This is a genomic window from Thioclava sp. NG1 (genome assembly GCF_003122275.1).
In the GTDB taxonomy this organism is placed as follows: Bacteria; Pseudomonadota; Alphaproteobacteria; order Rhodobacterales; family Rhodobacteraceae; genus Thioclava; species Thioclava nitratireducens.
The window spans coordinates 381,595-407,702 of sequence record NZ_QFBB01000004.1; the positions used below are offsets into that span (position 1 = coordinate 381,595).

The 26,108-nt window shown below is 63.9% G+C and carries 26 protein-coding genes; 17 read left to right on the forward strand and 9 right to left on the reverse strand.

Annotated elements, in window-relative coordinates; all coding sequences use genetic code 11:
• Positions 1 to 11: 11 nt before the first annotated feature.
• Positions 12 to 1,403 (reverse strand): adenosylhomocysteinase, encoded by a 1,392-nt coding sequence (gene ahcY / locus DEM26_RS10175; RefSeq protein ID WP_109172322.1) that lies wholly within the window; start codon positions 1,401 to 1,403, stop codon positions 12 to 14.
• 73 nt (positions 1,404 to 1,476) lie between these two features.
• The gene (locus DEM26_RS10180) at positions 1,477 to 1,986 is read right to left on the reverse strand and encodes a hypothetical protein (RefSeq protein WP_075776685.1); all 510 of its coding nucleotides are present in this window, start codon (positions 1,984 to 1,986) and stop codon (positions 1,477 to 1,479) included.
• Positions 1,987 to 2,116: 130 nt separating this feature from the next.
• On the opposite strand from DEM26_RS10180, the gene DEM26_RS10185 reads away from it, so the two are divergent.
• Both DEM26_RS10185 and DEM26_RS10190 read left to right on the forward strand, forming a co-directional pair.
• Complete coding sequence (locus DEM26_RS10185) at positions 2,117 to 2,497, forward strand: hypothetical protein (RefSeq protein WP_109172323.1); 381 nt, start codon at positions 2,117 to 2,119, stop codon at positions 2,495 to 2,497.
• Between the two features lie 97 nt (positions 2,498 to 2,594).
• Positions 2,595 to 3,179 carry a hypothetical protein gene (locus DEM26_RS10190; protein WP_109172324.1) on the forward strand — a complete coding sequence of 195 codons (585 nt, stop codon included), beginning with the start codon at positions 2,595 to 2,597 and terminating at the stop codon, positions 3,177 to 3,179.
• A 54-nt stretch (positions 3,180 to 3,233) separates the two neighbouring features.
• On the opposite strand, the gene DEM26_RS10195 is transcribed toward DEM26_RS10190, so the two are convergent.
• The 3 genes from DEM26_RS10195 to DEM26_RS10205 form a co-directional block, all read right to left on the reverse strand.
• Positions 3,234 to 3,548 (reverse strand): H-NS histone family protein, encoded by a 315-nt coding sequence (locus tag DEM26_RS10195; RefSeq protein ID WP_075776682.1) that lies wholly within the window; start codon positions 3,546 to 3,548, stop codon positions 3,234 to 3,236.
• 66 nt (positions 3,549 to 3,614) lie between these two features.
• Positions 3,615 to 4,169: an ActR/PrrA/RegA family redox response regulator transcription factor gene (locus tag DEM26_RS10200; RefSeq protein ID WP_075776681.1), complete on the reverse strand. Its 555-nt coding sequence runs from the start codon at positions 4,167 to 4,169 to the stop codon at positions 3,615 to 3,617.
• Between the two features lie 63 nt (positions 4,170 to 4,232).
• Complete coding sequence (locus DEM26_RS10205) at positions 4,233 to 4,895, reverse strand: SCO family protein (protein WP_088719982.1); 663 nt, start codon at positions 4,893 to 4,895, stop codon at positions 4,233 to 4,235.
• 105 nt (positions 4,896 to 5,000) lie between these two features.
• Between DEM26_RS10205 and regB the strand changes: the two genes are divergently transcribed.
• The 8 genes from regB to trxA all read left to right on the forward strand — a co-directional run bounded on the left by regB (position 5,001) and on the right by trxA (position 16,972).
• The gene (gene regB / locus DEM26_RS10210; RefSeq protein WP_088719983.1) at positions 5,001 to 6,383 is read left to right on the forward strand and encodes a sensor histidine kinase RegB; all 1,383 of its coding nucleotides are present in this window, start codon (positions 5,001 to 5,003) and stop codon (positions 6,381 to 6,383) included.
• Positions 6,384 to 6,479: 96 nt separating this feature from the next.
• Entirely contained in the window at positions 6,480 to 8,078 is a 1,599-nt protein-coding gene (locus DEM26_RS10215) for a PAS-domain containing protein (protein ID WP_109172325.1), read from the forward strand.
• 46 nt (positions 8,079 to 8,124) lie between these two features.
• A complete protein-coding gene (gene tsaE, locus DEM26_RS10220) occupies positions 8,125 to 8,619 on the forward strand; it encodes a tRNA (adenosine(37)-N6)-threonylcarbamoyltransferase complex ATPase subunit type 1 TsaE (protein WP_077701059.1) in 495 nt (164 codons plus the stop codon).
• A complete protein-coding gene (locus tag DEM26_RS10225) occupies positions 8,612 to 9,607 on the forward strand; it encodes an aminoglycoside phosphotransferase family protein (RefSeq protein WP_109172326.1) in 996 nt (331 codons plus the stop codon). Before tsaE ends, DEM26_RS10225 begins: the two co-directional genes overlap by 8 nt.
• Positions 9,583 to 10,266: a nucleotidyltransferase family protein gene (locus tag DEM26_RS10230; protein ID WP_075776676.1), complete on the forward strand. Its 684-nt coding sequence runs from the start codon at positions 9,583 to 9,585 to the stop codon at positions 10,264 to 10,266. Before DEM26_RS10225 ends, DEM26_RS10230 begins: the two co-directional genes overlap by 25 nt.
• Positions 10,259 to 13,210 (forward strand): double-strand break repair protein AddB, encoded by a 2,952-nt coding sequence (addB, locus tag DEM26_RS10235; RefSeq protein ID WP_109172327.1) that lies wholly within the window; start codon positions 10,259 to 10,261, stop codon positions 13,208 to 13,210. Before DEM26_RS10230 ends, addB begins: the two co-directional genes overlap by 8 nt.
• Positions 13,207 to 16,596: a double-strand break repair helicase AddA gene (addA, locus tag DEM26_RS10240; protein ID WP_109172328.1), complete on the forward strand. Its 3,390-nt coding sequence runs from the start codon at positions 13,207 to 13,209 to the stop codon at positions 16,594 to 16,596. The genes addB and addA overlap by 4 nt, the downstream gene beginning before the upstream one ends.
• A gap of 55 nt (positions 16,597 to 16,651) precedes the next feature.
• A complete protein-coding gene (gene trxA, locus DEM26_RS10245) occupies positions 16,652 to 16,972 on the forward strand; it encodes a thioredoxin (protein WP_075776673.1) in 321 nt (106 codons plus the stop codon).
• 47 nt (positions 16,973 to 17,019) lie between these two features.
• Here the strand turns inward: trxA and DEM26_RS10250 are convergent, their stop codons facing one another.
• Positions 17,020 to 17,925 (reverse strand): hypothetical protein, encoded by a 906-nt coding sequence (locus DEM26_RS10250; protein WP_109172329.1) that lies wholly within the window; start codon positions 17,923 to 17,925, stop codon positions 17,020 to 17,022.
• A 93-nt stretch (positions 17,926 to 18,018) separates the two neighbouring features.
• Here DEM26_RS10250 and hslV point away from each other — a divergent pair, with 93 nt between their 5' ends.
• Genes hslV through DEM26_RS10270 form a run of 4 tightly spaced genes read left to right on the forward strand, consistent with a single transcriptional unit; the run spans position 18,019 to position 22,093 of the window.
• On the forward strand, positions 18,019 to 18,576 hold the full coding sequence (gene hslV / locus DEM26_RS10255; RefSeq protein WP_075776671.1) for an ATP-dependent protease subunit HslV: 558 nt from the start codon (positions 18,019 to 18,021) through the stop codon (positions 18,574 to 18,576).
• Positions 18,569 to 19,630, forward strand: a complete 1,062-nt coding sequence (locus DEM26_RS10260; protein WP_088719989.1) for a hypothetical protein — start codon at positions 18,569 to 18,571, stop codon at positions 19,628 to 19,630. The genes hslV and DEM26_RS10260 overlap by 8 nt, the downstream gene beginning before the upstream one ends.
• Before the next feature lie 3 nt (positions 19,631 to 19,633).
• On the forward strand, positions 19,634 to 20,941 hold the full coding sequence (gene hslU, locus DEM26_RS10265; protein ID WP_075776669.1) for an ATP-dependent protease ATPase subunit HslU: 1,308 nt from the start codon (positions 19,634 to 19,636) through the stop codon (positions 20,939 to 20,941).
• 60 nt (positions 20,942 to 21,001) lie between these two features.
• A complete protein-coding gene (locus tag DEM26_RS10270) occupies positions 21,002 to 22,093 on the forward strand; it encodes an alpha/beta hydrolase (protein ID WP_109172330.1) in 1,092 nt (363 codons plus the stop codon).
• Here the strand turns inward: DEM26_RS10270 and DEM26_RS10275 are convergent.
• Genes DEM26_RS10275 through DEM26_RS10285 form a run of 3 tightly spaced genes read right to left on the reverse strand, consistent with a single transcriptional unit; the run spans position 22,090 to position 24,229 of the window.
• Positions 22,090 to 22,683, reverse strand: coding sequence for a Smr/MutS family protein (locus tag DEM26_RS10275; RefSeq protein ID WP_088735540.1), 594 nt, complete (start codon positions 22,681 to 22,683; stop codon positions 22,090 to 22,092). The genes DEM26_RS10270 and DEM26_RS10275 overlap by 4 nt on opposite strands.
• The gene (gene mltA / locus DEM26_RS10280) at positions 22,680 to 23,564 is read right to left on the reverse strand and encodes a murein transglycosylase A (RefSeq protein ID WP_233243068.1); all 885 of its coding nucleotides are present in this window, start codon (positions 23,562 to 23,564) and stop codon (positions 22,680 to 22,682) included. The genes DEM26_RS10275 and mltA overlap by 4 nt, the downstream gene beginning before the upstream one ends.
• Positions 23,565 to 23,569: 5 nt before the next feature.
• Positions 23,570 to 24,229 (reverse strand): Tim44/TimA family putative adaptor protein, encoded by a 660-nt coding sequence (locus DEM26_RS10285; protein WP_088719992.1) that lies wholly within the window; start codon positions 24,227 to 24,229, stop codon positions 23,570 to 23,572.
• A gap of 118 nt (positions 24,230 to 24,347) precedes the next feature.
• On the opposite strand from DEM26_RS10285, the gene DEM26_RS10290 reads away from it, so the two are divergent.
• From DEM26_RS10290 to DEM26_RS10300, 3 genes are all read left to right on the forward strand, one after another.
• Positions 24,348 to 24,872 (forward strand): FxsA family protein, encoded by a 525-nt coding sequence (locus DEM26_RS10290; RefSeq protein ID WP_075776664.1) that lies wholly within the window; start codon positions 24,348 to 24,350, stop codon positions 24,870 to 24,872.
• A gap of 59 nt (positions 24,873 to 24,931) precedes the next feature.
• Complete coding sequence (gene secB, locus DEM26_RS10295; RefSeq protein WP_075776663.1) at positions 24,932 to 25,444, forward strand: protein-export chaperone SecB; 513 nt, start codon at positions 24,932 to 24,934, stop codon at positions 25,442 to 25,444.
• A 138-nt stretch (positions 25,445 to 25,582) separates the two neighbouring features.
• Positions 25,583 to 26,107 carry an isopentenyl-diphosphate Delta-isomerase gene (locus DEM26_RS10300; protein WP_075776662.1) on the forward strand — a complete coding sequence of 175 codons (525 nt, stop codon included), beginning with the start codon at positions 25,583 to 25,585 and terminating at the stop codon, positions 26,105 to 26,107.
• Position 26,108: the final 1 nt, after the last annotated feature.

The window sequence follows — 26,108 nt, forward strand, 5'->3', positions numbered from 1 at the left end:
ATGTGATCCGGTCAGTAGCGGTAATGCTCGGGCTTGAAGGGGCCTTCGACCGTGACGCCGATATATTCCGCCTGATCGGGCTTGAGCTGGGTCAGCTTCACGCCGATGCGGTCCAGATGCAGGCGGGCGACCTTTTCATCGAGGTGCTTGGGCAGGATGTAGACGCCCGGCGCGTAGTCATCGCCCTTGGTCCACAGCTCGATCTGCGCCAGCACCTGATTGGTGAACGACGCCGACATCACGAAGCTCGGGTGGCCGGTGGCGTTGCCCAAGTTCAGCAGGCGGCCTTCCGACAGCAGGATGATGCGCGAGCCCGAGGGCATCTCGATCATGTCCACTTGCTCTTTGACGTTCGTCCATTTGTGGTTCTTCAGGTTCGCGACCTGAATTTCATTGTCGAAATGGCCGATATTGCCGACGATCGCCATGTCCTTCATCTCGCGCATATGCTCGATCCGAATGACGTCCTTGTTGCCGGTGGTGGTGATGAAGATGTCGGCGCTGCCGACCACGTCTTCCAGCACGACGACCTCGAACCCGTCCATCGCAGCTTGCAGCGCGCAGATCGGATCGACCTCGGTGACCTTCACACGAGCACCTGCACCGCGCAGCGAAGCGGCGGAGCCTTTGCCCACATCGCCGTAACCGCAGACGACGGCGACCTTGCCGGCCATCATCACGTCGGTCGCGCGGCGGATGCCGTCAACGAGGCTCTCTTTGCAGCCGTATTTGTTGTCGAACTTCGACTTGGTGACCGAGTCGTTCACGTTGATTGCCGGGAAGGGCAGCAGTCCCTTCTTGTGCAGATCATAAAGGCGATGCACGCCGGTCGTGGTCTCTTCCGAGACGCCCTTGATCGCGTCGCGCTGCTTGGTGAACCAGCCGGGGCTTTCCTTCATGCGCTTCTTGATCTGAGCGAACAGCGCCTCTTCCTCTTCCGAGGTGGGCACTTCGATCAGGTCGGTCTCACCGTTCTCGACCCGCGCGCCGAGCAGGATGTAGAGCGTCGCATCCCCGCCGTCGTCGAGGATCATGTTGCAGGTGCCTTCCTCGAACTGGAAAATCTGGTCGGTATAGGACCAGTATTCCGCGAGCGTCTCGCCCTTGATCGCGAAGACAGGCGTGCCGCCCGCAGCAATAGCCGCGGCCGCGTGATCCTGCGTCGAGAAGATGTTGCACGAGGCCCAACGCACATCGGCGCCAAGCGCCTTCAGTGTTTCGATCAGCACCGCGGTCTGCACCGTCATGTGCAGCGACCCCGCGATGCGCGCGCCTTTCAGCGGTTTGCTCTCGCCGAATTCTGCGCGGCAGGCCATCAGGCCCGGCATTTCGGTTTCGGCGATGTCGAGCTCCTTGCGGCCATATTCGGCCAGAGCGATATCCTTGATTACGTAATCGGCCATGCGCGGCTCCCAATCTGAATTTGGGAGCTATGTAGCACCGGGACCGTAAAGCGGCAATGAAGGCCGATCACGATCAGGTGGCGGGAAGAATCCCTTCGCGATGCAGAAGCGCTACCGGGTTCTTGCCACGCTTCCAGTCGGTGCCCGAGGATACGATGCAGGAGACGTTGTCGGCGCGGGTATAGACCGCAGTCCAGGTGCCCATGAGGCTCGACGCGTAAAGCTCGACCTTGCGGTGATCGCCGAGCTGTTTCGTCATCGCGGGCTTCTCCGCGAAATCGTGATTGAGGGAATCCACCAGCTTCGCGCGCTTGTCGCAATATGGTTGGTTGGGGCTTTGTGCCTCGCCGATCGCGGTGACGTCGTCGAAGGCCGACAGATCGCCATAGGGAATTTCGGAGGGGATATCCTCCATCGGGCGCCCGTTGCCCTCGTAGCCGTCGAGCATGACCTGCCGCGCCGCTTGGGGATGCTGGGCAGGCGTCACAGCCTCGTCGCTGCGCACGGCGGCGATGGCGATGGTCGCGGGGATCGAAATGATGGCGATCCCGGCGGTAAGAAACGTGGTTTTCGAGGTTTGCATTTTCGCGTCCCCTTTTTCTCTCCGTGTCAACCCGAGAACTCGCCATGCGCGGAAATGTTCCTCTTTCTGTGACGTTTACAGCCGGATTGGCTTTGGCTAGTCACAGATACCCGCTGCATGAGAGGAGCGAATGGAGATCGATCTGGCCTGCTCGAAACCGGCGCAGCACCGCAATGCGATCGCGTTTTGCTGCGACGACGCTTACCCGCCTTATGCGGCGCATGCGGCCGCCCAGATTGCCGCGCTCCATCCGGATCGGGATTTCGACATCTGCATCGTGAGCGCCGAGCCGGTCACGCTTCCGGATTCGCCCGAGGCGTTGGGTCTGCGGCCGTGCAGTTTCGATCCGGAGCCGATATTCGCGGGCTTTTCGACGGATCGCGGACGCGGTTCGGGCATGTATGTGCGGCAGATGCTCCCGCAGATTTTTGCGGATGACATCGGCCCGACGAACCCGTGTAAAGCGCGACCCGAGACGCTACAGCCACGCTTTGGCCGGGCAGCAAGCTGATGAAGAAAATGCTCGTTCGGCGTCTCATCAGTCTCATCAACGGAAACAAGATGGCGCGCTATCTCGCGCGCTCTCCCGACGACTATACGGTGATCACATGAAACGCGCTTGGCAAAGGATGCTCTCGGGACGCCGGCTCGACCTGCTGGACCCGACGCCCGTCGATATCGAGATCGAGGATATCGCGCATGGTCTGGCTTTCGTGGCCCGCTGGAACGGGCAGACCTTCGGTGACTGGCCCTATTCGGTGGCCGAGCATTCGCTGCTGGTGGAGCAGATTTTCTGCCACCAGAATCCTAAGATCGCGGCGAAATGGAAATTGGCGGCGCTTTTGCACGACGCGCCGGAATATGTACTGGGCGATATGATCAGCCCGGTGAAAGCGGCCATCGGCGAAGGCTACGGCGCGCTCGATAATCGTCTGATTGCGGCGGTGCATATACGGTTTGGTCTACCCGCGGCGCTTCCCGTGCGAATCAAACGCGCGATCAAAAAGGCGGATATCGTTTCGGCGCGGTTGGAGGCCGAACAGATCGCCGGATTTTCCAAGGTGGAATCCGACAAGGTTTTCGGCAAACTCGCGCCCGAATATGCCGAGACCTTTAAAATACACCTGCGGCCACCGTCGGAAGTGCGCGCTGATTATACCGCACGCCACGAAGCGCTTCTGGCAGAGCTGTAATGCGAAAAGCCTGCCATTTCGGCAGGCCTTGCATAAAGGTATCCAACTCGAGACTCAGATCTTCAGATCATCGAGCGATTTTCCATTATCGAGAGCGGCTTGCACCCAACGCGGCTTGCGGCCACGGCCGGTCCAGGTTTCGCTGGGATTGTCGGGATTGGCGTATTTCGGCGGCACGGTGCGGCGCGGCTTGGCCGAGCCCGAACCAGTCAATTCCGCCAACGAATAGCCCATATCGCGGGCCGCGCGCTCAAGCTGATCGATCGCTTCTTTCTTCTTGCGATCCTCGTAGCTGGAGATCGCCTTGTCGACTTGCTTGCGAAGAGCCTTGAGCTCGTCGAGGGACATATCATCTAGATTCATTTTAATTCTCCGAATTGCATATTCCGAAGCATTAAATAGAAACGTAAATTAATTAACAACCTGACCAAAACGTCAGCGGGGGCTCCGTTTGGCCAAAATCCGCTGAAGGGTCCGGCGGTGCATATTCAAACGGCGCGCGGTTTCCGAGACATTCCGGTCGCAAAGTTCGTACACACGTTGAATATGTTCCCAACGCACGCGATCCGCGCTCATCGGGTTTTCCGGCGGCGGCGGGGCGACTTCGCCTTTCGCCAATAGCGCATTCGTGACGTCAGTGGCATCGGCAGGCTTCGCGATATAATCGGTCGCCCCCATTTTCACGGCGGCCACAGCGGTCGCAATCGCCCCGTATCCGGTCAGAACCACGATTCGGGCATCGGCACGCTTTTCACGAAGCGCCTCGACCACATCGAGCCCATTTCCGTCCTCGAGCCGCAGGTCGATCACCGCATAGGCGGGCGGGTTCGATTGCACGATGGCGCGGCCTGCAGCCACGGTTTCGGCCGTCTGGGTCTCGAAGCCGCGCTTCTCCATCGCGCGCGCCAGCCGCGTGAGAAACGGCACATCATCATCGACGATCAGAAGCGATTTGTCCGGACCGATATCCGCGCTGATGTCTTCAGCCATTATCGTAACTCCCTGTCGTCGAGTTTAACGTTTGATTGGTTTTAGACGCGCGCGCCTACTCGGTCAATTTCCGGCTGCGCCGTCGGGATTGGCCTTTTTCCATGCGTCGACGAAACAGGCGACGCTGTCGGCCATCTGCTCCGGCGTGGTGTCGCGGTTGTAGTATTCCGCGAAACCGGAATCGGGGAAGACCAGGTAGCTCTGTGTCGAGTGGTCGATCAGCGTGTAGGGGTCGTTCGGATCCTGCACTTTGAAATAGGTACGATATTCCTGCGAGACCTTCTTGATCTGCTCCGGCGTGCCGGTCAGTCCGATCATTTTCGGATGCATGAAATCGGTGAATTCCTTGATAAGCTCCGGCGTGTCGCGCGCGGAATCGACCGAGATGAAGACCGGCGTCACCGAATATCCGCGCTTTTCGAGGAGGCTCACGGCCTCGGCGTTGCGTGCGCTATCGAGCGGGCAGACATCGGGGCAGTAGGTATAGCCAAAATAGAGAATGCTCGGCTCGGTGATGACATCCGCATCGGTCACCTCCTTACCGTTCTCGTCGGTCAGCGTGAAAGGACCGCCAATCTCGCCCGCGCCGCCTGCGACGACACTCTGGCGGCATTGCGCGAAAATATCGTCGTCCTGGCTGCGGGTCGCCGCGAACCAGGTAACGCCAAGGCCGATGACCACGATCGCCGAAGCGCCGATGGCGGAAATTTTCGCAATACGGTTCATATTGTCACTCCTCTCACGGCTGCATTGATCGCGCGGCGGGCGGCGATTATCAATGCTTTCATGCCGCCAATTCCGGCGATGTGCGCTTTGGACGCGGGAGACGACATGGCTCAACGCCTCGAGGCCCAACCCGGCCCGGCCGAGATTCACCACGACTGGGTGCGCCTCCGGACGCTGATCTTCCTGCGCTGGACCGCGATCGTGGGACAGCTTGGCGCGATTTTCGTGGCCTATTTCGTTTATGATATCGCGTTGGATCTGGCGCTGTGCCTCGCCACGGTGGCGGCAGCGATCGCGGCCAATCTCGTGGCGATTTTCCTGTTTCCCGACACCAAGCGCCTCACCCAGCCCGAAGCGGCGGCGACGCTCATGTTCGACATGGCGCAGCTCGCGCTGCTGCTGTCGATTACTGGCGGGATGAACAACCCCTTCGCGTTGCTCATTCTGGTGCCCGTCACCATAGCGGCGACCGCACTGGAGAGATCGGCCACGATCCTTCTCGGCCTTGCGACAATGGTGATGATCTCGATCGTCGCCGTGGTCTACCTACCTTTGGTCAGCAAGACCGGCGAGGTGATCGCGGTGCCGGACGTGTTCGAATTCGGCTACTGGCTTTCGATCATCATCGGCGTCGCCTTCCTCGGGGCCTATGCCCATAAGGTGGCGAGCGAAGTGCGCTCCATGGGCGATGCGCTCCGCGCGACGCAGCTCGCCTTGGCGCGCGAGCAGAAGCTGACCGATCTCGGCGGCGTAGTCGCGGCCGCCGCGCATGAGTTGGGCACGCCGCTTGCGACGATCAAGCTGGTGAGTTCGGAGCTGGCCGACGAGCTCGAAGACAGCCCCGATTTGCGCGACGACGCGCTCCTGATCCGCGAGCAGGCCAATCGGTGCCGCGACATCCTCCATTCCATGGGTCGGATCGGCAAGGACGATCTGCATATGCGCAGTGCGCCGATCGTCGCCGTTCTGCGCGAAGCGGCTGACCCGCATATGGAGCGCGGGATCGAAATTCATTTCGACGCCCATCCGATTGTCGAGGGGCTGGAGCGTCAGCCGACGATCTACCGCTATCCCGAACTGATCCACGCGCTGCGCAATTTCATCCAGAACGCCGTCGATTTTGCCCAATCCACCGTCTGGGTCGAGGCGGAATGGGATGACGAAGAGATCACCGTGCGGATCAGTGACGACGGCAAAGGCTATCCAGCGAGCGTGCTCAACCGGATCGGCGATCCCTTCCTGCAACCGCGGGCAAACGCGGCGGAACGCAAAGGTTACGAGGGGATGGGGCTTGGCGTGTTCATCGCGAAGACCCTGATCGAGAGGACCGGCGGGCGGCTCACCTTTTCCAACGGGGACGTACCCTTTGCGCCCCGCGCCGCAGCGCCTGTGCGCTCCGGCGCGGTTGTGGAGGTCGTCTGGCCCGCTACCCGCCTTCTGGCACGGGACGAGGCAGGGCTTGGCTTGAACCAACCGATCGCGGTCTGATCGCCATCGACGCCTGCATGCTCGACGCGAGTTAACGTCGGCTTAACGATTCTCCCGCACTTTCGACCTCGCGACAGGTTTGAAAGGCCGAAGGATATGAGGACTGCATGGCTCGAGGCGGCGATGATCGCGCTTACCTCGGTGGGCGCGGCTTTGGTCGGATTGCTGCTGACATGGATTGCCGTGGGGCGCGGGCCCAGGCGCAAGCTCACCCCCGCCGCGCGGGAGGACGTCGAGGAGGTGGCCTTGCTGTTCGATGATGAGGCGCTTGTGGATGCGACACCGCCGGCGCGGCGCTTGCTGGAAACGATGCCCGTCGGGGTGACCGATTGGGCCCGTTTCACCGCCTTCGCCGCGCCGCGGTTTCCGGAGTTTCAGTCCCGGATCGCGCGGCTCTCCGAGTTCGCGCGGCTCGAGATGACAGAAACCGCGACCCGCGGCGAGAAACCGCGGCTGCGCCTGACTGCTGAAAACCTGCGCGGCCTCGCGCGGATCACCCTCATCGATCCGGAGGGCGAAGGGCAGGGCCAGCGCGTCGACAACCTCTCGCTCCGGGCGATGGAGGACGAGTTGGAGATGATGCGCGCCACGCTCGACCGTTCCCCCGTTCTGATCTGGCGGATCGAGAAAAATGGCGAGCTGACCTGGGCGAACAGAGCCTACCTCCTGCGCGCAGGCGCCTTCGACGCGGATGAAGAGGGGTTCGGCTGGCCGCTGCCGAAGCTGTTCACGCTGCCGCCGGACGCGTTCAGCGGCGGCGGGCCCCACCGGCTCGAGCTGACCTCGCCCGCGCCAGGCGCTTCGGATGTCGCGACCTGGTTCGACTGTCATTCCGTTGTGCTCGAAGGTGGTACGCTCCATTTCGCGCTCCCCGCCGAGGCTGCCGTCCGGGCCGAGCAGGCGCTGCGTGATTTCGTCCAGACCCTGACCAAGACCTTTGCCGATCTCCCGACCGGGCTCGCCATTTTCGACCGGGACCGCCAGCTGAGGCTGTTCAATCCCGCACTGAGCGACCTGCTTCAGCTTGGCCCGGAATTCCTCGCCACGCGCCCTACGCTCTACGCATTTCTTGACAGGCTGCGCGAGACCAAAATGGTACCCGAGCCGAAGGACTACCGAAGCTGGCGGCAGGAAATGACCGAGCTGGAGCGGGCGGCCGCCTCGGGGTTCCACGCCGAAACATGGAACCTGCCGGGCGGGCAGACCTATCGCGTCACCGGACGCCCGCATCCGGACGGGGCGGTGGCGTTCCTGTTCGAAGACATCTCCTCGGAAGCGTCCCTAACCCGGCAGTTTCGCGGTGAAATCGAAATGTCTCAGGAAATCTTGGACAGGATCGGGGACGCGATCGCGGTGTTCCGTCCTTCCGGCGAATTGGCGATATCGAATGCTGCCTATGGAGCGCTCTGGGGCGTCGATCCCGATGCGACGTTGGGCCGGGTGACGTTACTCGATGCTGTAAAGCAATGGCAGGCCTGCGCCGAACCCAGCGCTTTCTGGTCGTGGCTGCAAAACCTCGCGCGCGAAATCGGCGCACGCGAGAACCTGACCGAAGAGATTACGTTGCTCGACGGTCGGCGGGTAACCTGCCGACTCGAGACGCTCTCGGGCGGGGCGTTCCTGCTGCGTTTCGCTGTTGCCGAGACTTCCGACACGCCGCCGCCACGTAAGGCCGAGGCCATCATCGCTCAGTAAGGCTAGCCGCTTGGCAAAAGGGCGATGCGCGCGCTAGAAGCAACCCATGCCCGCGCCGACGCACGCCCCCGTTTCAACCGAAATGCCCTGTCTCGATCTCCCTGATCCCGAGGCGACAGAGCGGCTTGGCGCGCTGTTTGCCGAATTCGCCGTGCCGGGCGATGTGCTGCTCCTCGATGGCCAGATCGGCGCCGGCAAAACCCATTTCGCGCGGGCTTTGATCCAGACGCGGCTCGGCGTGGCCGAAGACGTGCCCTCGCCGACCTTCACGCTGGTGCAGACCTACGAGGCCGATTGCGAAATCTGGCATGCTGACCTCTATCGGCTCACCGACCCCGACGAAGTTCTCGAACTCGGGCTGGATGCGGCGTTCGACAGCGCGATCTGCCTGATCGAATGGCCCGACCGGCTGGGCTCGGCGGCTCCGAAAGGGGCGCTTCGGCTGCGCTTCGAGCAAACCGAAGACGGCGCGGCGCGAAGGGTCTGTTTCGAGACTGTTACGCCTCTCGCGCAGGAAGTTCTGGAGGCATGGAATGGCTGACGAAGCCAAGGTTCATAGCTTCCTCGCCGCCGCCGGATGGCGGGAGGCCGCGCGCAGCCCGCTCGCCGGAGATGCCTCCGCCCGCAGCTACGAACGCCTGACCCGCGGCGCAGATCGCGCCGTGCTGATGAGGGCCCCGAACGGCTCCGAGATCGCGCGCTTCACCCGGATCGGTGATTGGCTTTCGGAGGCGGGGTTTTCAACTCCGCGGGTGCTCGCGCGCGACGATGCGGCGGGCCTGCTGTTGCTCGAAGATTTCGGCGACGCGCTCGCGGCCCGTCACCTTGATGCGACACCCGAGGATGAGGCCGCGCTCTATGCCCTGATCACAGAATTCCTCGCCGAATTGCGCCACCACGCGCCGCCCGCAGACCTGCCGCTGCTGGGCGGGTCGGCACTAGCCGAACTGCTGGATCTGGTGCCGGAGTTCTATCCCTGCACCGACCGCGCCGCCGCGGATAGGCTGCAACAGGCGATCACTCGGAAATTCGACACTATTCCAGCGTGGAAGCCGGTTTTGTGCCTGCGAGATTTCCATGCGGAGAACATCATTCTGCTGGATCGTCCGGGCCTGCGTCGCCTCGGTCTTCTCGACTATCAGGACGCGCTGCGCGCCCATCCCGCCTATGATCTGGTCTCCGCGTTGCAGGACGCGCGCCGCGATGTGAGCCCGCAGGTCGAGGAAGCCGAGATTGCCCACTACTGCGCGCTGACCGAGGCCGACACTGGCGCGTTCCACCTCGCCTACCGGCTGCTCGGTCTTCAACGTGCCATGCGCATTCTTGGAATTTTTGCGCGGCTTTGTGTCTGGGATGGAAAGCCGCAATATCTTGAGTTTATGCCGCGCGTCTACGACTATATCTCGCGTAACCTTTCCAGTCCGGCTCTTGCGGAGCTGTCAGAGCTCTTCCACGCCGCCTATCCTGCGCCCGACCCGAATTTGATTGCTGATTTGAGACGAAAATGCCCGACCAGCCAGACGCCTTGATGCTCTTCGCCGCCGGTTTCGGCACGCGCATGGGCGCGCTGACGCAAAACCGGCCGAAACCGATGGTCGAAGTCGCGGGGCGTCCCTTGATCGATCACGCGCTCGACCTTGCGCGGGCAGGCGGGGCGCGGCGGCTCGTGGCCAATGTCCATTACCTTGCTGATCAGGTGATCGCGCATCTGGCCGGTCAGGACGTCGCGATCTCGGATGAGCGCGACGAGATTCTGGAAACCGGCGGCGGGCTGCGCAAGGCGCTGCCGCTGCTGGGCGAAGGGCCGGTGATGACGTTAAATACAGATGCGGTCTGGACCGGCGAGAACCCCGTGGCCCGGCTGCGCGAAGCCTGGCAACCAGAGGACATGTCGGCGCTTCTGATGCTGGTGCGGCCAGAGAATGCCCGCGGCCATGCGGGTGCGGGCGATTTCGCAATGGATGAAACCGGCCGGCTGAGACGCGGGCCGGGCTATGTCTATACCGGCGCGCAGATGCTGAATCCTGCTGGAATAGGGTCGATCTCCGAGCAGAAATTCTCGCTGAACCTCCTTTGGGATGAGATGATCGCGGCGGGGCGTGTCTTCGGGCTCGTGCATGACGGGGGGTGGTGCGATGTCGGACGACCCGAGTCTATTCCGCTGGCCGAGGCGATGCTCGATGAGTGACGGCGCTGCCTCCGTCTACGCCCTCCCGCCCGGCGTCGATTTCCCCCGTGCGCTGGTAGCGGGCCTACGAGCGCGCTTCGCCGACAAGCCGCCCGAGGCACTGGCGCGTGTCACGCTCTATCTGAACTCCGGACGGATGCGCCGCCGTGTGCGGGAGGTCTTCCTCGAAAGCGGCGCGCTCTACCTGCCGCGGCTGCTATTGGTGAGCGATCTCGGGGCAGATCCGCTCGCGGGTCTGCCGCTGCCCGTGCCCCCGCTGCGCCGCAAGTTGGAACTGGCCCAGTTCGTCGAGCAACTCACCCGCGCCATGCCTGAATTCGAAGCCGGCGCGAGCCAGTTCGCGCTGGCCGAGAGCCTCTATTCTCTCCTCGCAGAGATGAAGAGCGAGGGCGTCCATATCGACGATCTCGATCAGCTCGAACTGACCGAGACCCATGCCCGGCACTGGCAGGAGAGCCTACGCTTCATCCGGATCATTGCGCGCTATTTCGACAACGAAGTCGAACTGGACCGCGAGAGCCGTCAACGGATGGTCGTCGAGGCAGTAATCGAGCGTTGGCGCGAAAGCCCGCCTGCCGATCCCGTAATCGTCGCGGGATCGACCGGTTCGCACGGGGCGACCTCGCTCTTCATGCAGGCGGTCGCGCGGTTGGAAAACGGGTCGATCGTGCTCCCCGGCTTCGACCGCGACATGACGCAGGCGGCGTGGGATAGTCTCTATTCCGGCCCATTTCCGCTCGAGGACCACCCGCAGTTCCGCTATCGCAGCTTGCTCGACAAGCTCGGGCTCTCGGCGGAGGACGTCGTCGATTGGGACGAGATCTTCGCGCCGGACCCGGACCGCAATCGCCTCCTTTCGCTGGCGCTGCGACCGGCGCCGGTTACCGACCAATGGCGGCGCGAGGGCGCCGGGCTGGGGCCGCTCGTTCCAGCCTGCAAGGGCCTGTCCCTGATCGAAGCGCGCGATCCGCGCCATGAGGCGCTGGCGATCGCGCTGGCCTTGCGAGATGCGGTCGAGCGTGGTGTCAGTTCGGCCCTGATCACGCCGGACCGTCTTCTGGCGCGCCGCGTGGCGGCGGCGCTCGACAGATGGGGCCTGGTGCCCGACGACAGTGCGGGTCAGCCACTGCAGCAGACAGCGGCGGGGCGCTTCCTGCGTCAGGTCGCGGCGATGCGGGCGCGTCCCGTCGGGATCGCCGATCTGATCGCGCTGCTGAAACATCCGTTGACCGCGACCGGTGATGCGGAACGCGGGCCGCACTTGCGCAACACGCGCGAACTGGAGCTTCGCCTGCGCCGCTACGGGCCCGCTTTCCCGGATCGGGACAGTCTCACGAAATGGGCAGAAAAAGACCCCAACTCACGGGAATCCTGGGCGCATTGGCTCTGCGATATTCTCGAGGATTTCGCCGCACCTTCTGCGGCCGCGCTGTCTGATCATGTGGAGCAGCATTTCCGTCTCGCCGAACGGATCGCGGCCGGCCCGAGTGCCGCGACCGAGACCAGCGAGCTGTGGCGCGAGGCCGCAGGGCGCGAGGCGCGCCGGTTGATGGAAGACCTGCGCAGCCAGTCCGGCTTCGGCGGGCATCTCGGGGCGCTCGATTACGCCGATCTTGTCAACCGGCACCTTCAGAGCGGGCTCGTGCGCCAGACCCTCGCGGCGCATCCGCTGATCGCGATCTGGGGGACGCTGGAAGCACGCGCGCAGGGCGCCGAGCTGGTGATCTGTGGCGGGTTGAACGAGGGAAGCTGGCCCGAAGCCCCCGCGCCCGATCCTTGGTTCAGCCGTCAAATGCGGCTGGAATCGGGTCTATTACTGCCCGAACGGCAGGTCGGCCTGTCCGCGCACGACTTCCAGCAAGCGGTCGCCGGGCCGCAAGTAATCCTGTCGAGATGCGCGCGGGATGCGGAGGCGCAGACGATCCCGTCACGCTGGCTCAACCGACTTTTGAACCTAGTCGACGGCCTGCCCGATCAAGGCGGCACCGAGGCGCTGGCCGAGATGCGCGGGCGCGGCAAGCGCTGGCTCGACCTGGCGGACGCGCTCGAGACGCCGCGGATCACGCTGCAGCCTGCCAAACGCCCGTCGCCACGTCCGCCGGTCGACGTGCGCCCGCGCGAGTTGCCTGTCACCGCGATCGAGACCCTGATCCGCGACCCCTACGACATTTACGCGAAGCGCATCCTGAAGCTGCGAGTGCTCGATCCGCTGCGCCCCGAGCCCGATGCCTTGCTGCGGGGACAGGTGCTGCACCAGATCGTCGAAACCTTCGTGAAGACCTATGACGAGGCGGCCACGATCGAAGCGGCGCAGGCGCGTCTGATGGAGATCGCCGAGGAGGTGATGACCCGGGACATTCCGTGGCCCAGTGCGCAGCGCATCTGGCTCGCAAGGGTCCGGGGAATCGCAGAGACATTTTGCCGGGCCGAGGCCGAGCGGCGCGCGCACGGCGCGCCCATGGTGATAGAGAAAAAAGGCTCTGTTTCACTGCAAAAGCCGATTTTCACTCTGACCGCGAAGCCCGACCGGATCGACATTCTCGAGGACGGGCGCGCGTGGATCTACGACTACAAAACCGGCACGCCACCTTCCGAGCGAGAGGTGATGGCCTTCAACAAACAGATGCTTCTGGAGGCGGCGATGGTCGGGCGCGGGGCCTTCGAGGCGATCGGACCGCGCGAGGTCGCGGGCATGTCCTATGTGCGGCTGGGCGGCGACGGCGCCACCACGCAGATCAAGGGCAAATCCGGGGATCGCAGCGAGACGCCCGAGGAGAGCTGGGAGAAATTCCGCAAGCTGATCGCGCGCTATTTCGAGCCGACGCAGGGCTTCACCGCGCGGCGCGCTCCGCAGAAGGCCCGGGCGCGCTCCGATTACGATCAGGTCTCGCGTTTCGGGGAATGGGATGTCACCGATGAGGCCGAGGGGGAGGATGTGTCATGACCCATCCGGCCAGCCTAAGACAGCATCAGGCGTCGCAACCGGACAGCTCGGTCTGGCTTGCCGCGAATGCGGGCTCGGGCAAGACCAAGGTGCTGACCGACCGCGTCGCGCGCATGCTTTTGGCCGGAACAGAGCCTCAACGCATCCTGTGCCTGACCTACACCAAGGCCGCCGCGGCGGAGATGCAGAACCGTCTGCTCGGTTTGCTGGGCGGCTGGGCGATGATGGACGAGGCGAAGCTGCGCGAGAAGCTGCGGGCGCTGGGTGCCGACGAGGCGCTCTCTGCCGAGGATCTGGCGAAAGCGCGACGGCTGTTCGCCAAGGCGATCGAGACGCCGGGCGGCCTGAAGATCCAGACGATCCACGCCTTCTGCGCGGGGCTGCTGCGCCGCTTCCCGCTCGAGGCGAAAGTCTCGCCCGGATTCTCGGAGATGGACGACCGCGCCGGGGAATTGATGCGCGAGGATATCCTCGAGGAGATCGCGACCGGCCCGGATTGCGACCGGCTCGATGCGTTGCTCGGCGTCTATTCCGGTGAGGACCTGATCACCCTCGCAGCCGATATAAGCCGGAATAGGGTCGGTTTTGCAGGCGATCTGGGCTTGCCCGATCTGCTGGAAGCCTACGATCTGCCGCGGGATATGACCGAAGAGGCGCTGCTCTCTGAGGTCTTCGACGACGGCGATCTGAAGATGATCCGCGACGTCGCGCCCGCGTTCCTCGCGAGTTCAAAGAACGATCAGCGCGTCGGCGCGGGGTTGGCGGCGGCGCGTACCCGCGATCTGGACGCTGTGCAGGCGCTGGAAGACGTGCTTTGCGTCAAGAAACCGAAGGAGGGCCCGCCCTATCAGCCCAAGCTCGACAAGGTCGCCACCAAGGCGCTCGCCAAGGCGCTGGGCGACGGCACGATGGCGGCGCTGTCCGATCTTTCCGAGCGCGTCTCCGAGAACCGCCCCCGCCGTCTCGCCTTCGTCGCGGCGAAACGCGCCCATGCGTTGCACCGGTTCGCGCAGGTTTTCCTGCCGCGGCTCGACGCCTATAAGGCCGCGCGCGGCTGGCTCGATTTCGACGATCTGATCGACCGCGCGGCGTCGCTCCTGGATGAGCCGTCGGTGGCGCAATGGGTGCTGTTCCGCCTCGATGGCGGGATTGACCATATCCTTGTCGACGAGGCGCAGGATACCAGCCCCCGACAGTGGCGGGTGATCGAGCGGATCGCCGAGGAATTCACCTCCGGCGAAGGCGCGCATAAGGGCGAGCGCACGCTGTTCGTGGTGGGCGACCGCAAGCAATCGATCTATTCCTTCCAGGGGGCCGATCTTCAGCAATTCGAGGAAATGCGGGCCCATTTCGCCCGAAAATTTGCGGATATCGGTCGCGCGCTTTCTCCGCTGGAGCTGGAGCATTCCTTCCGATCGTCCGCCGCCGTGCTGCGTTCCGTGGACCTCGCTTTCGCACGCGGGGCCGAGGAAGGCCTGGGCGGGGCGCCCTCGCATATCGCCTTCCACGAGGCGCTTCCGGGCCGCGTCGATCTGTGGCCCGCGATCGAGTCGGTAAAGACCGATGACGAGGACGACTGGGAGAGTCCTGTCGATCTGACCAGCGCGGAATCTGCGATTTCGCAGCTGTCGCGCATGATCGCCGCCGAGATTTCCGCGATGATCGCTCAAGGTGTGCAAATCCCGGATCAAGAGGCGCCCGGCGGCGCCCGCCCGGTGCATGAGGGCGATTTTCTGATCCTCGTGCGGCGCCGCTCGGAACTGTTTTCCGAGATCATTCGCGCCTGCAAGTCGATCGGGCTCGCGGTGGCGGGGGCGGATCGCCTGAAGCTCGGTGCGGAGCTTGCGGTGCGTGACATCCGCTCGCTACTGAGCTTCCTCGCGACGCCGGAGGACGATCTGTCGCTGGCGGAGGCGTTGCGCTCGCCGCTGCTGAACTGGTCCGAGCAGGAGCTTTACCAACTCGCGCAGCCCCGGAAGGGCTATCTCTGGGAGGCGCTCCGCCGTGGCGAGATGCGGCCCGATACGCAGGAGATGCTGAAAGATCTGCGCGATCACTCGGATTTCCTGCGGCCATTCGAGCTGATAGAGCGCTTGCTGACCCGGCATGGCGGGCGCGAGCGGCTTCTGGCGCGGCTTGGCCCCGAGGCGGAGGACGGGATCGACGAGCTGATCTCGCAGGCTCTGGCGTTCGAGCGCAATGAAGTGCCGAGCCTGACCGGCTTCCTCGGCTGGCTCGATGCGGACGACGTGCAGGTGAAGCGGCAGCTAGACGGGGCAGGGCGCGCGATCCGGGTGATGACGGTCCACGGCTCGAAAGGGCTCGAGGCGCCGATCGTGGTATTGCCCGATACGGCGAAGAAAAAAGAGCCTAATCCGCCTAAAATCCTGCGTCTGGACAATGGTGTCGCGGGGCTGCGGCAGCCAGCGCCGGACGCGCCAGAGGCCCAGCTTTCCGCCGCAGGAAAAGAGACGACCGCCCGCGCGGAAGAGGCGCAGCGACTTCTCTACGTCGCGATGACGCGGGCGGAGAAATGGCTGATCGTGGCCGCAGCGGGCGAGGTCGGCGAGGGCGACGAGACCTGGTATAGCCGGATGAAATCGGGCCTCGAAGCTGCCGGGACCGAGGACGTCACGGGCCTTTCCAAACCGCTGCAAGAACTGGGCGAGTTTCCTCGCCACGCGACCGGCACATGGCCCGAAAACGCTGCGGCGCCAGCAGCCGCGGAGGAGGTCACGCGACTGGATCTACCCGCATGGAGCCTCAAGCCGGCAGCTGCCATCGAGCCCCCGCCGCGCCCGCTTTCGCCCTCCGATCTGGGCGGAGCCAAGGCTCTGTTCAGTGATGGCGAGACGATGGACGAAGACGAGGCGCTGCGTCACGGGCGCAACCTGCACCGGCTTCTCGAACATCTGCCGGAACGGCCGCGCGACCAGTGGGAAGACCTTGCCGAACTCTTGCTGTCCGAGGGCGAGGATGCGCTGCTTCCGGGTGAAATAGAGCCTGTTTTGGCCGAAGCGACCCGCGTTCTCGAAGCGCCAGGCATGGCGGCCTGGCTGGGGCCGGACTGTCTGGCGGAGGTCGAGATCACCGCCGCGCTGGAGGAATTCGGCGGCCAGCGGATTCATGGCTTCATCGACCGTCTGCGGATTGATGCCGAAGGGGTTCACATTCTCGATTACAAATCCAACCGCATCGTCCCCCCGTCGCCCGATCAGGTGCCCGAAGGGATCGTGCGACAGATGGCCGCCTATCGCGCGGCACTGCGCCAGATTCACCCCGGACGCACGATTACCTGCGCGATCCTGTGGACTCAGGACGGAACGATCATGCCGCTCGCAGATGCACAGCTAGACGGGAGCTTGCGCACGCCCACTGTATCTTGACGCCGCCGGGGGCGGAACTTACCTTCCTTGCCGACCCAATATTCAGGAGGCTGACATGGCTACCGTTGCTGTTACCGACGCCACTTTCGATCAGGAAGTGCGTAAGTCCGACGTTCCCGTCGTGGTGGATTTCTGGGCTGAATGGTGCGGCCCCTGCCGCATGATCGGCCCGTCGCTCGAAGAGATTGCCGAGGAAATGTCCGGCAAGATCAAGGTCGTGAAAGTGAACGTCGACGAGAACCCCGACAGCCCGGCGACGCTGGGCGTGCGCGGCATCCCCGCCCTGTTCCTGTTCAAGGATGGCGAGGTCGTCTCGAACAAGATCGGCGCAGCCCCGAAAGCGGCGCTGCAAAGCTGGATCAACGAATCGATCTGATCTGCGGATCAGGTTTGACGGAAAAGGGCGCCCTCGGGCGCCTTTTTTCATATCGGCCAGCCGAAATGGCGCAGCCTTGCGCGCAGGCGGTCCTCGAATTCGGGGCGGCCTGCGTTGAGCGATTGGAGTTGCAGGAACCAGTAGAGGTATCGCGCCACCGGCGGCGTCTCGCGCAGTTTCTCGAAGGCCGCCTCGATCCCGTCGCGCGGCACCGATCCGGCGATGTGGTGGAAATCCGACAGGCCGAACAGGATCGCCGGTTTGCGCAGGAAGAACCCCTCCAGCGCGAGCGCGCTGTTTTGCGTGGCGACGAAGCGGCAGCGCCGGAGCAGTTCGGGGGAACCGCCGGACTCGAAGCGAAAGCGTGGGTGACGGGCCGCGATCGCCTCCAGCGCCTCGATTTCGCGCGCTGTGTAATCCTCGTTCGGGTGCAGCGTGGCCACGACCGGGCCGGAATGACGGGCCAGCACCTCCTCGATCATCTGCACCGGGCTCACCGACTGGAACGAGCGGTGGTCCAGCAGTCGCCCTTGCAGCGGAATGAAGGCCAGATCCTCCTTATCGGACGGTTTTGCGCCGGGATAGAGCCTGTTTCGCGTGGAAAAGAAGAATTGCGCGGCGGCGTCTCCATCCACCTCATCGGCATCGAACGCCGCCTGAGCGACCGGCCAATCCCACCGCTCCGCCTCCGCCTCGACATGCCAGAACGCCCCCGCATAGGTCCGTCGGCAGGTCAGCGCCCGCGCATGGGTCGGCGGCTCCATCCGGTAGAGCGCATAGCCCTCGCGCGCGGGGGCCGCCGCGCGCGCCTCGGGGCCGGTCCGATGCAGGCTGACGGTCCAATCCGCCGCCTCCACCGCCCCGATCAGCCGCTTGAAGAAATTGTGTTCGCCAGCCCGGACCTGCTCCAGAATCCAGTCATCGAGATAGATCGAAAGGTGCTGCGCGCTCATGCGGTGACGCTAGCCGCAGGCTCCCGCACCGGCAAGCGGGGTTGCAGCCCCGGCCTGCGGGTTACATATCTTTGGCGCAAACGGAGGACTAACATGGCCGAAGAGAAATTCCCGGGCTGGCACGGCACGACGATCATCGGCATCCGCAAGGGTGGTAAAGTGGTGGTCGCGGGCGACGGGCAGGTCAGCCTTGGCCAGACCGTCATCAAGGGCTCGGCGCGCAAGGTGCGCCGCCTGAGCCCCGGCGGTCACGACATCGTCGCGGGCTTCGCAGGCTCGACCGCGGATGCGTTCACCCTGCTGGAGCGGCTCGAGAAGAAGCTCGAGGCTTCGCCCGGTCAACTGATGCGCGGCTGCGTTGAACTCGCGAAGGATTGGCGCACGGACAAATATCTGCGCAATCTCGAAGCGATGCTGATCGTGACCGATGGCAAGGATCTTTACGTCCTGACCGGCGCGGGTGACGTGCTGGAACCGGAACACGGCATCGCCGCGATCGGCTCGGGCGGCAACTTCGCCCTCGCCGCGGCCCGTGGGCTGATGGAAACCGATCTCGACGCCGAGGCGGTGGCCCGCAAGGCGATGGAGATCGCGTCGGACATTTGCGTCTACACCAATGGCAACCTGACGGTGGAGAGCATCGGTGGCTGAGCTGACGCGCGACGATCTGCGTGCGGCGGTCGCGGCTGGCCATATCAGCGAGGCGCAGGCCGCCTCGGTGATGGCGCTGGCGAGCAACCGCCTCGCCGGTCGCGCGGCCCTTCCCGCCGAGGACGAACCCTTCGAGCTGTTCAAAGGCTTTGCCGAAATCTTCGTGACCGTCGGCCTCGGCATCCTGATCTTCGGGTCGTTCGGCTTCCTCCTCTTCGCGGGCGGCAAGCTGGGTTACGCGATGCTGATCCCGTTGATTGCGTTGCTGGGGGAATATTTCACCCGCAAGCGCCGGATGGTGCTGCCCTCGATCCTGCTGACGCTCACGCTGGGCGGGGCAGTTCTGGCGAGCTTCCTCGGGATTCCAATCCTCGGGATGCGCTTTGTCACCCAAGACCCGAACTTCGATCTCGCACTGGTCGCGACCGCCGTGGCGCTGATCGCGTGGTTCCTGCGCTACCGGGTGCCGTTCTCGATGTTCCTCGTGGGGCTTTGCGGGCTGGGCCTGCTTCTGTCCTTCGCGAAGGGCTTCGACCCCGAGGCGCCGATCTCAAAAACGGTCGACCTGTTCGATCTGTCCAACGGCTCGGCGCTGTCGCTGGCGATGCTGGTCTTCGGGCTCTTGGCGCTCGCAGGTGGCATCTGGTTCGACATGCGCGACCCGCATCGGCTGGGTCGGCAATCGGCCTCGGGCTTCTGGCTGCACGTTCTGGCAGCCCCCGCGCTGGTCAACACGCTCGCGCTGACCTTCTACAAGATGGGGCCGGGGACGGGCTATGTGCTGCTGCTCGCCACGCTGGCTGTGTTCGCCGCGTTGGCGCTGATCATCGACCGGCGCTCCTTCTTCACGGCCGGGATCGGCTACATGATCTTTCTCAGCTTCTATGCCTTCGGCAATGCCACCGATCCGCGCAGCTGGTGGATCACGCTGATCCTGATCGGCCTCTTTCTCACCGCGCTCGGCTCGTTCTGGACCGAGCTGCGCACGCGCCTGATGCGCGCGCTTCCCAATTTCCCCGGCAAGCATCGCTTGCCGCCCTATGCCACGGAGTAATCCATGACCGATCTGACCCCCCGCGAAATCGTCTCGGAACTCGACCGTTTCATCATCGGCCAGAAAGACGCCAAGCGCGCCGTCGCCGTTGCGCTGCGCAACCGTTGGCGCCGTCAGCAACTGCCCGACGATCTGCGCGAAGAGGTCTATCCGAAGAACATCCTGATGATCGGCCCGACCGGTGTCGGCAAGACCGAGATCTCGCGCCGTCTGGCGAAACTGGCCCGCGCGCCGTTCCTGAAGGTCGAAGCGACGAAGTTCACCGAAGTGGGCTATGTCGGCCGTGACGTGGAGCAGATCATCCGCGACCTGGCCGATGTCGCGATGGTGCAGACCCGCGAATATATGCGCGAAGAGGTGAAGGCGAAGGCGCATCAAGCCGCCGAGGATCGCGTGATCGCCGCGCTTGCCGGCACCGATGCGCGCGAAAGCACCCGCGAGATGTTCCGCAAGAAGCTGCGCGACGGCGAGCTCGACGACAAGATCATCGAGCTGGACGTGGCCGATCAGTCCGGCGGGATGCCGCTCGGGATGATGGGCGGTCAGCCGGGCATGGAGCAGCAGATGCAGGGGCTTCAGGACCTGTTCAAAGCCTTCGGCGGCAACCGCACCACGCGGCGCAAGATGACCGTCTCGGAAAGCTACGAGGTGCTGATCTCGGAAGAGGCCGACAAGCTTCTGGACGACGAGACGGTGAAGACCGCGGCACTCGAAGCCGTTCAGCATTCCGGCATGGTCTTCATCGACGAGATCGACAAGGTCACGGCGCGCTCGGATGCGCGCGGGGCCGACGTCTCGCGCGAAGGCGTGCAGCGCGACCTGCTGCCGCTGATCGAAGGGACGACCGTTTCGACCAAGCTCGGCCCGGTGAAGACCGACCATATCCTGTTCATCGCCTCGGGCGCGTTCCATATCGCAAAGCCGTCCGACCTGCTGCCTGAATTGCAGGGTCGTCTGCCGATCCGCGTGGAGTTGCAGGCGCTGACCGAGCAGGACTTCACGCGCATCCTGTCGGAGACCGACAACGCGCTGACCCGGCAGTATCAGGCGCTGATGAAGACCGAAGAGGTCGAGGTCGCCTTCACGGAGGACGGTATCGCGGCGCTCGCCCGGATCGCGGCAGAGGTCAATCGCTCGGTCGAGAATATCGGCGCCAGAAGGCTCTATACCGTCATGGAACGCGTGTTCGAGGAGCTGTCCTTCACCGCGCCCGACCGTGGCGGACAAAGCGTCACCGTCGACGCGGGTTTCGTCGAGAAAGAGCTCGGCGATCTGACCCGCGACACCGATCTGAGCCGCTACGTCCTCTAGGGCACTGGCACCCCGCGCGCGCTCTGGTATCCTCCTGCGGGATGATGCAAGGCACGGGCGATGGCGCGGTTTCTGATCGTAATCTTGATGCTGAGCTTGGCCGCCTGCGCACCGCGCGGGCGGCTTGCCTATCTCGATCACCCGGTCGCCGATGCGCGGTCTATTTTCGTGGGCTCGACACGGGCGCCTGACCCGCAGACCGGCCAGCCCTTCGGCACCGCGCGCAGTCAGCAGCTGCGGCTCGCGCGGTTCGATGTCGCCACACCGCCGGATCGCAAGGTGGCCGAAATTTCTTATCCGTTGACCGACACTGCGCCGGTCGATCCCCATAAGCAGTTCCTCGTCTCACAATCCGAGATCGACATGCCTCGATCCGCCTTCCAGTCGGAGCTGCGCACGGCGCTGCGCAAACATGACGGACAGGCGGTGCTGTTCGTCCACGGTTTCAACAACTCCTTCGCCGAAGGCCTGTACCGGATGGCGCAGATGGGCGCGGATTTCGATCTGCCCGGCGTGATGGTGCATTACTCCTGGCCGTCGCGGGCGAATGTGCTGGGCTATGCCTACGACCGGGACTCGGTGCTCTTCGCGCGCGACGGGCTGGAGGAATTGATCGACGATCTGAACGCGGCGGGGGCGAAACGCATCCTGATCGTAGCGCATTCTCTGGGCTCGGAATTGGTGATGGAGGTGCTGCGTCAGGAGGCGATTGCGCATAAACAGGGTCGATTTTCGACGATTTCCGGGGTGGTCCTGATCTCGCCGGACATTGCGGTGGATGTGTTCAAGACGCAGGCCGACGCGATCGGTGCATTGCCGCAGCCGTTCATTATCTTCACCTCCGCGAAGGATCGCGCGCTGCAACTATCGGCGCGGCTGTCGGGCAAGCGCGACCGGCTGGGCAATCTGGAAGACGTCTCCAGCATCGCGCATTACAAGGTGACGCTGATCAACGTCTCGGCCTTCAACACCGGCGACGGGCATTTCAACGTCGTCACTTCGCCTGCGCTGATCCGGCTTCTCGACAGCGCGCAGAAAGTGGCCGAGGTGCTCGAGGTCGAACAGTTCGGGCGCACGGGGCTGGGCGATGCGGTGGTGCTGACGGTCGAGAATACGACGCAGATCATCCTCGCGCCGATCTCGGGCGGTTAGCGCATTCGCCGCAGATAGACGTAATAGGCACCCGCGCCGCCATGTTTCAGATGTGCCTCGTTGATCTGCATGACGGCGGGCGCGAGCGGCATCATCCGCAACCAGTGCGGCACCTGATGGCGCAAAACGCCGACGCGCCGCGGGATCGGGCCGTCATCGTCGCCCCGCTTGCCCTTGCCCGTGATCACAAGCACCAGCCGCTTGCCGTGGCTTTGCGAATTCAGGATGAAGCGGATCAGTTCGGGATGCGCTTCGGCCAGAGTCAGCCCGTGCAGGTCGAGCACCCCTTCGGGTTTCAGCTTGCCGCGGGTCATCGCCTTATGCGCCTTGCGGTCCATCGTGACCGGTTGGCGCGCAAGATGCTCGCCCGGCTCCGGGGCCAGATCGTGACGGCTGGACGAAGGCTTTGCGTGCTGACCCAGCTCGAAGCTGCGTAGACCTTCGGCCTTCGGTTTCGGCTTGGGTTTGGGCGCAAGAAAAGACTCTAATTCGGCTCGATCGGCCTTTTTGGGGCGGTAATTCTCGGTGGTCGCCGCCACGCGATCCCAAAGCGCGCGCTCCTCGGGGCTGAGTTTGCGTTTGCGGCTCATGCGCGCCTCCGCAAGCCGATCATCCGGCCCTTGGTGTTGATCGCGCCTGCGATGCGCCCGGCATCCGCGCCGGTGCCGATGAAGAGATCACCGCGTCCCGCGCCCTTGATCGCAGAGCCCACATCCTGCGCCACCATCAACCGCTGCCCGAAGCCGGGGCAGTCGATCCAGACCGGGCTGCCCGGCGGTACGATCTCGGGGTCTACCGCGAGGCTGCGTCCTGCGCTCACCGGACGCCCCATCGCGCCCAGGGGGCCGGTATCGCCCGGGATATCCAGCACCCGGAAGAACACGAAAGACGGATTGTGGTTCAGCAGCTCCTGCAACTGATCGGGGTTCTCGGCGGCCCAGCGTCGGATGAACTCGGGCGTCATCTCCTGGGCCGGGGCCGCGCCGCGCGCGATCAGCTCCTTGCCGATAGAGCGGTAGGGATGCCCGTTCTTGCCGTCGAAGCCGAGCCGCAGGCTGTCGCCATCCGCAAACCGCACCCGCAGCGAGCCTTGCACCTGCGCGAGATAGGCCTCGATCGGGCTCTCGAGCCAGACCAGCTCGCGCCCCGCCAGCAGATCGCCTGCGGCGATCTCGGCGCGGGTGTACCAAGGCGAATTAGACCCTATTTCAGCCGGTTTCGCATAAAGCGGCCAGGCGAAGCGGTCGGATTTCTCGCGCGCGCCGGGCAGTTCGGGTTCGTAATACCCAGTGAAATGGGCAGCGCCCTCTGGCGCTATTTCATAGGGGGCGAAATAGGTCTCGAAAGCGGCTCGGGCGTCGTCCAGCCCGGCGGTGTCCATCCCGTAGAGATCGGCCGTAACGCAAAACGCCGCCCAAGCGGCGGCGTGATCGTCCCGGGCCCAGCCGGGAATATCTTCGAAGGACAGCACTGGCCTCAGCCGCCCGTGGCGACGAGCTGCCAGTTCGGGTCTTTCGCACCCATCTTGCGTGCGAATGTCCAGATGTCGCGCTGCTTGCGCGGCGTCTTGGGATCGCCCTCGACGACCTCACCCGAGGCATCGCGCGCCACCGAAATGATTTCTGCGCCGAAGCGCACGGTCACCTCTGCCTCGTTCGTGGAATGGTCGAAATCGGCATTGCTCAGCACCAGTTCGCGCAGGCCGAGGAATTCTGCCTGAACGTCGAGGCCCTTCTCCTTGCGCGCTTCCACGGCACCTTCGAAGGCCTCGTAGACTTCGGGCGACAGGAAGGGGCGCACCTTTTCCAGATCGCCGGTCTCGAAGGCCATCAGGATCATCTCATATGCGCCACGTGCGCCTTGCAGGAACTGCGACACCGAGAAGCTGGGCTCGACGCGCTTCATCGCGGCCAGCGCCACGGCGGAGGTCGAGCCTTCGGGAACATGATCGATGATGTCGTGATCAGGCCCGCCCTCGATCACGTCGAAGTCACGCTTCGGTGCGGGCGTCGCGGGCGTTTCCGGCGCGATCGGCTTTTCATAGCCTTCACGGGTCCCGAGCACGCTTTTCAGCTTGAAAATCAGGAAGATCGCAATCGCCGCGAGGACGATAAGCTGAATGACGGCACCGGACATCGAGACCCCTGTGTTTGGCTTCGTGTTTGTTTCTAGGTCAATCGCTACTTATGTAAGGCGTCAACCAGTTCAAGTCCACCGGCGCAGCTTGCCGGAAGACGCGATAAAAGAGGATGCCATGTGGATCTTTCTGGCCTTTGTGGCCGTGCCGCTGATCGAGATCGGTCTGTTCATTCAAGTGGGCGGGCTGATCGGCCTTTGGCCGACGCTGGGGATCGTGTTGCTGACCGCGATCGTCGGTACGTCGCTGGTGCGTCGGGAAGGCGCGCGGGCGCTCGACGATCTGCGCAGCTCGCTCAATGAATTGCGCGATCCTTCGCGGCCGTTGGCGCATGGTGCGATGATTCTGGTTGCCGGGGTGCTGCTGCTGACGCCGGGCTTCTTCACCGATACGGTCGGTATCCTGCTGCTGATCCCTGGCATTCGCGACGCGCTGATGAAGGCCGTGGGCAGCCGGGTGAAGGTGCAGCGCTTCGAGATGGGCGGCGCCTACCGGTCAAACCAGTACGACCCCCGCCGCGATGCGCCGCGCCGTCCGCGCGATCCGGAGATCCTCGACGCTGACGAGGTCGAGGAAATGACCCATCGCGACCACCCGAACGGCAAGCCCTCCGACGGGCCGTCCGGCTGGACGCGTCATTGAGAATTGAGGCTTCTCCCAGCCGGTGCTAAACCTCGCACAATTAATTTTGGGAGAGGTCGATGACTGACGAAGCAAATGGCGAGACCAACGGCGCCGCGGATCCGCAGCAAGAGCAACAAGGGCTCCGCATGAACATCCTCGCGCAATTTACGCGCGACCTGTCATTCGAGAACAATGTCGCCACCAAGGGCGTGCAAACCAGCGACATCCAGCCCGAGATGCAGGTGCAGGTTTCGCTCGACGCCAAGAAGCGCAGCGTCGAGAACCAGTACGAGGTGATCACCAAGTTCAAGATCACCGCGAACAACAAATCCGACGGGGCGACGCTTTACCTGCTCGAGCTTGATTACGGCGGCATTTTCCACGTCGAGGGCGTGCCGGAAGATCAGTTGCATCCCTTCCTGCTGATCGAATGCCCGCGCCAGCTGTTCCCCTTCGTGCGCCGGATCGTCTCGGACGTGACGCGCGATGGTGGCTTCCCGCCCTTCAATCTCGAGATCGTCGATTTCGTCGCGCTTTATCGCAACGAACTGGCGCGCCGTCAGCAGACCGAGGCGCCGACGACGGCCTGATCCGTCAAGCAGGCCTGGGGCGCGGCATCGTGCCTCAGGGACAAGCTGACGCCGTGACTCTGTCCGGTCACGGCTCCATTTTGCACTGCGTGACCCGCCTGCAAGCCGGGCGGGATCACCGGATGCAAAAGAGGACTCATGGGCCAGATTCAGGCATGGATCGGGGGCGCGCTCGCCCCCGTCGACGCGATGGACGCACATCGCGAGGGGCTCCGCCACCGGGCGGTCTCCATTTTTGTCATGGATGGCGAAAAGCTTCTTCTGCAGAAGCGCTCGACGCATTGCCTGCAAGCCCCCGGTCTCTGGTCGAATACCTGCTGCAGCCATCCCGATTGGGGGGAGCGCCCCGAAACCTGCGCGCGGCGGCGGCTGCGCGAGGAATTGGGCATCGATGGGCTCTATCCCGCTCATGCAGATCGTATCGAATACCGCATGGATATCGGCGACGGCCTGATCGAGCACGAGGTGACCGACATCTACATCGCCTATGCGCAGCGTGGCCTTACCGTGACCCCCGATCCAGAGCTTGTCTCGGAGACTCGCTGGCTAAGCCTTTACGATCTCGGTGCGGAGGTGAAACGCTATCCCGAGCGGTTCTCGCGCTGGCTGCGGTTCTACATGCAAGAACATGTCTCCCGCATTCTGCCCGCACTGATCTGCTGAG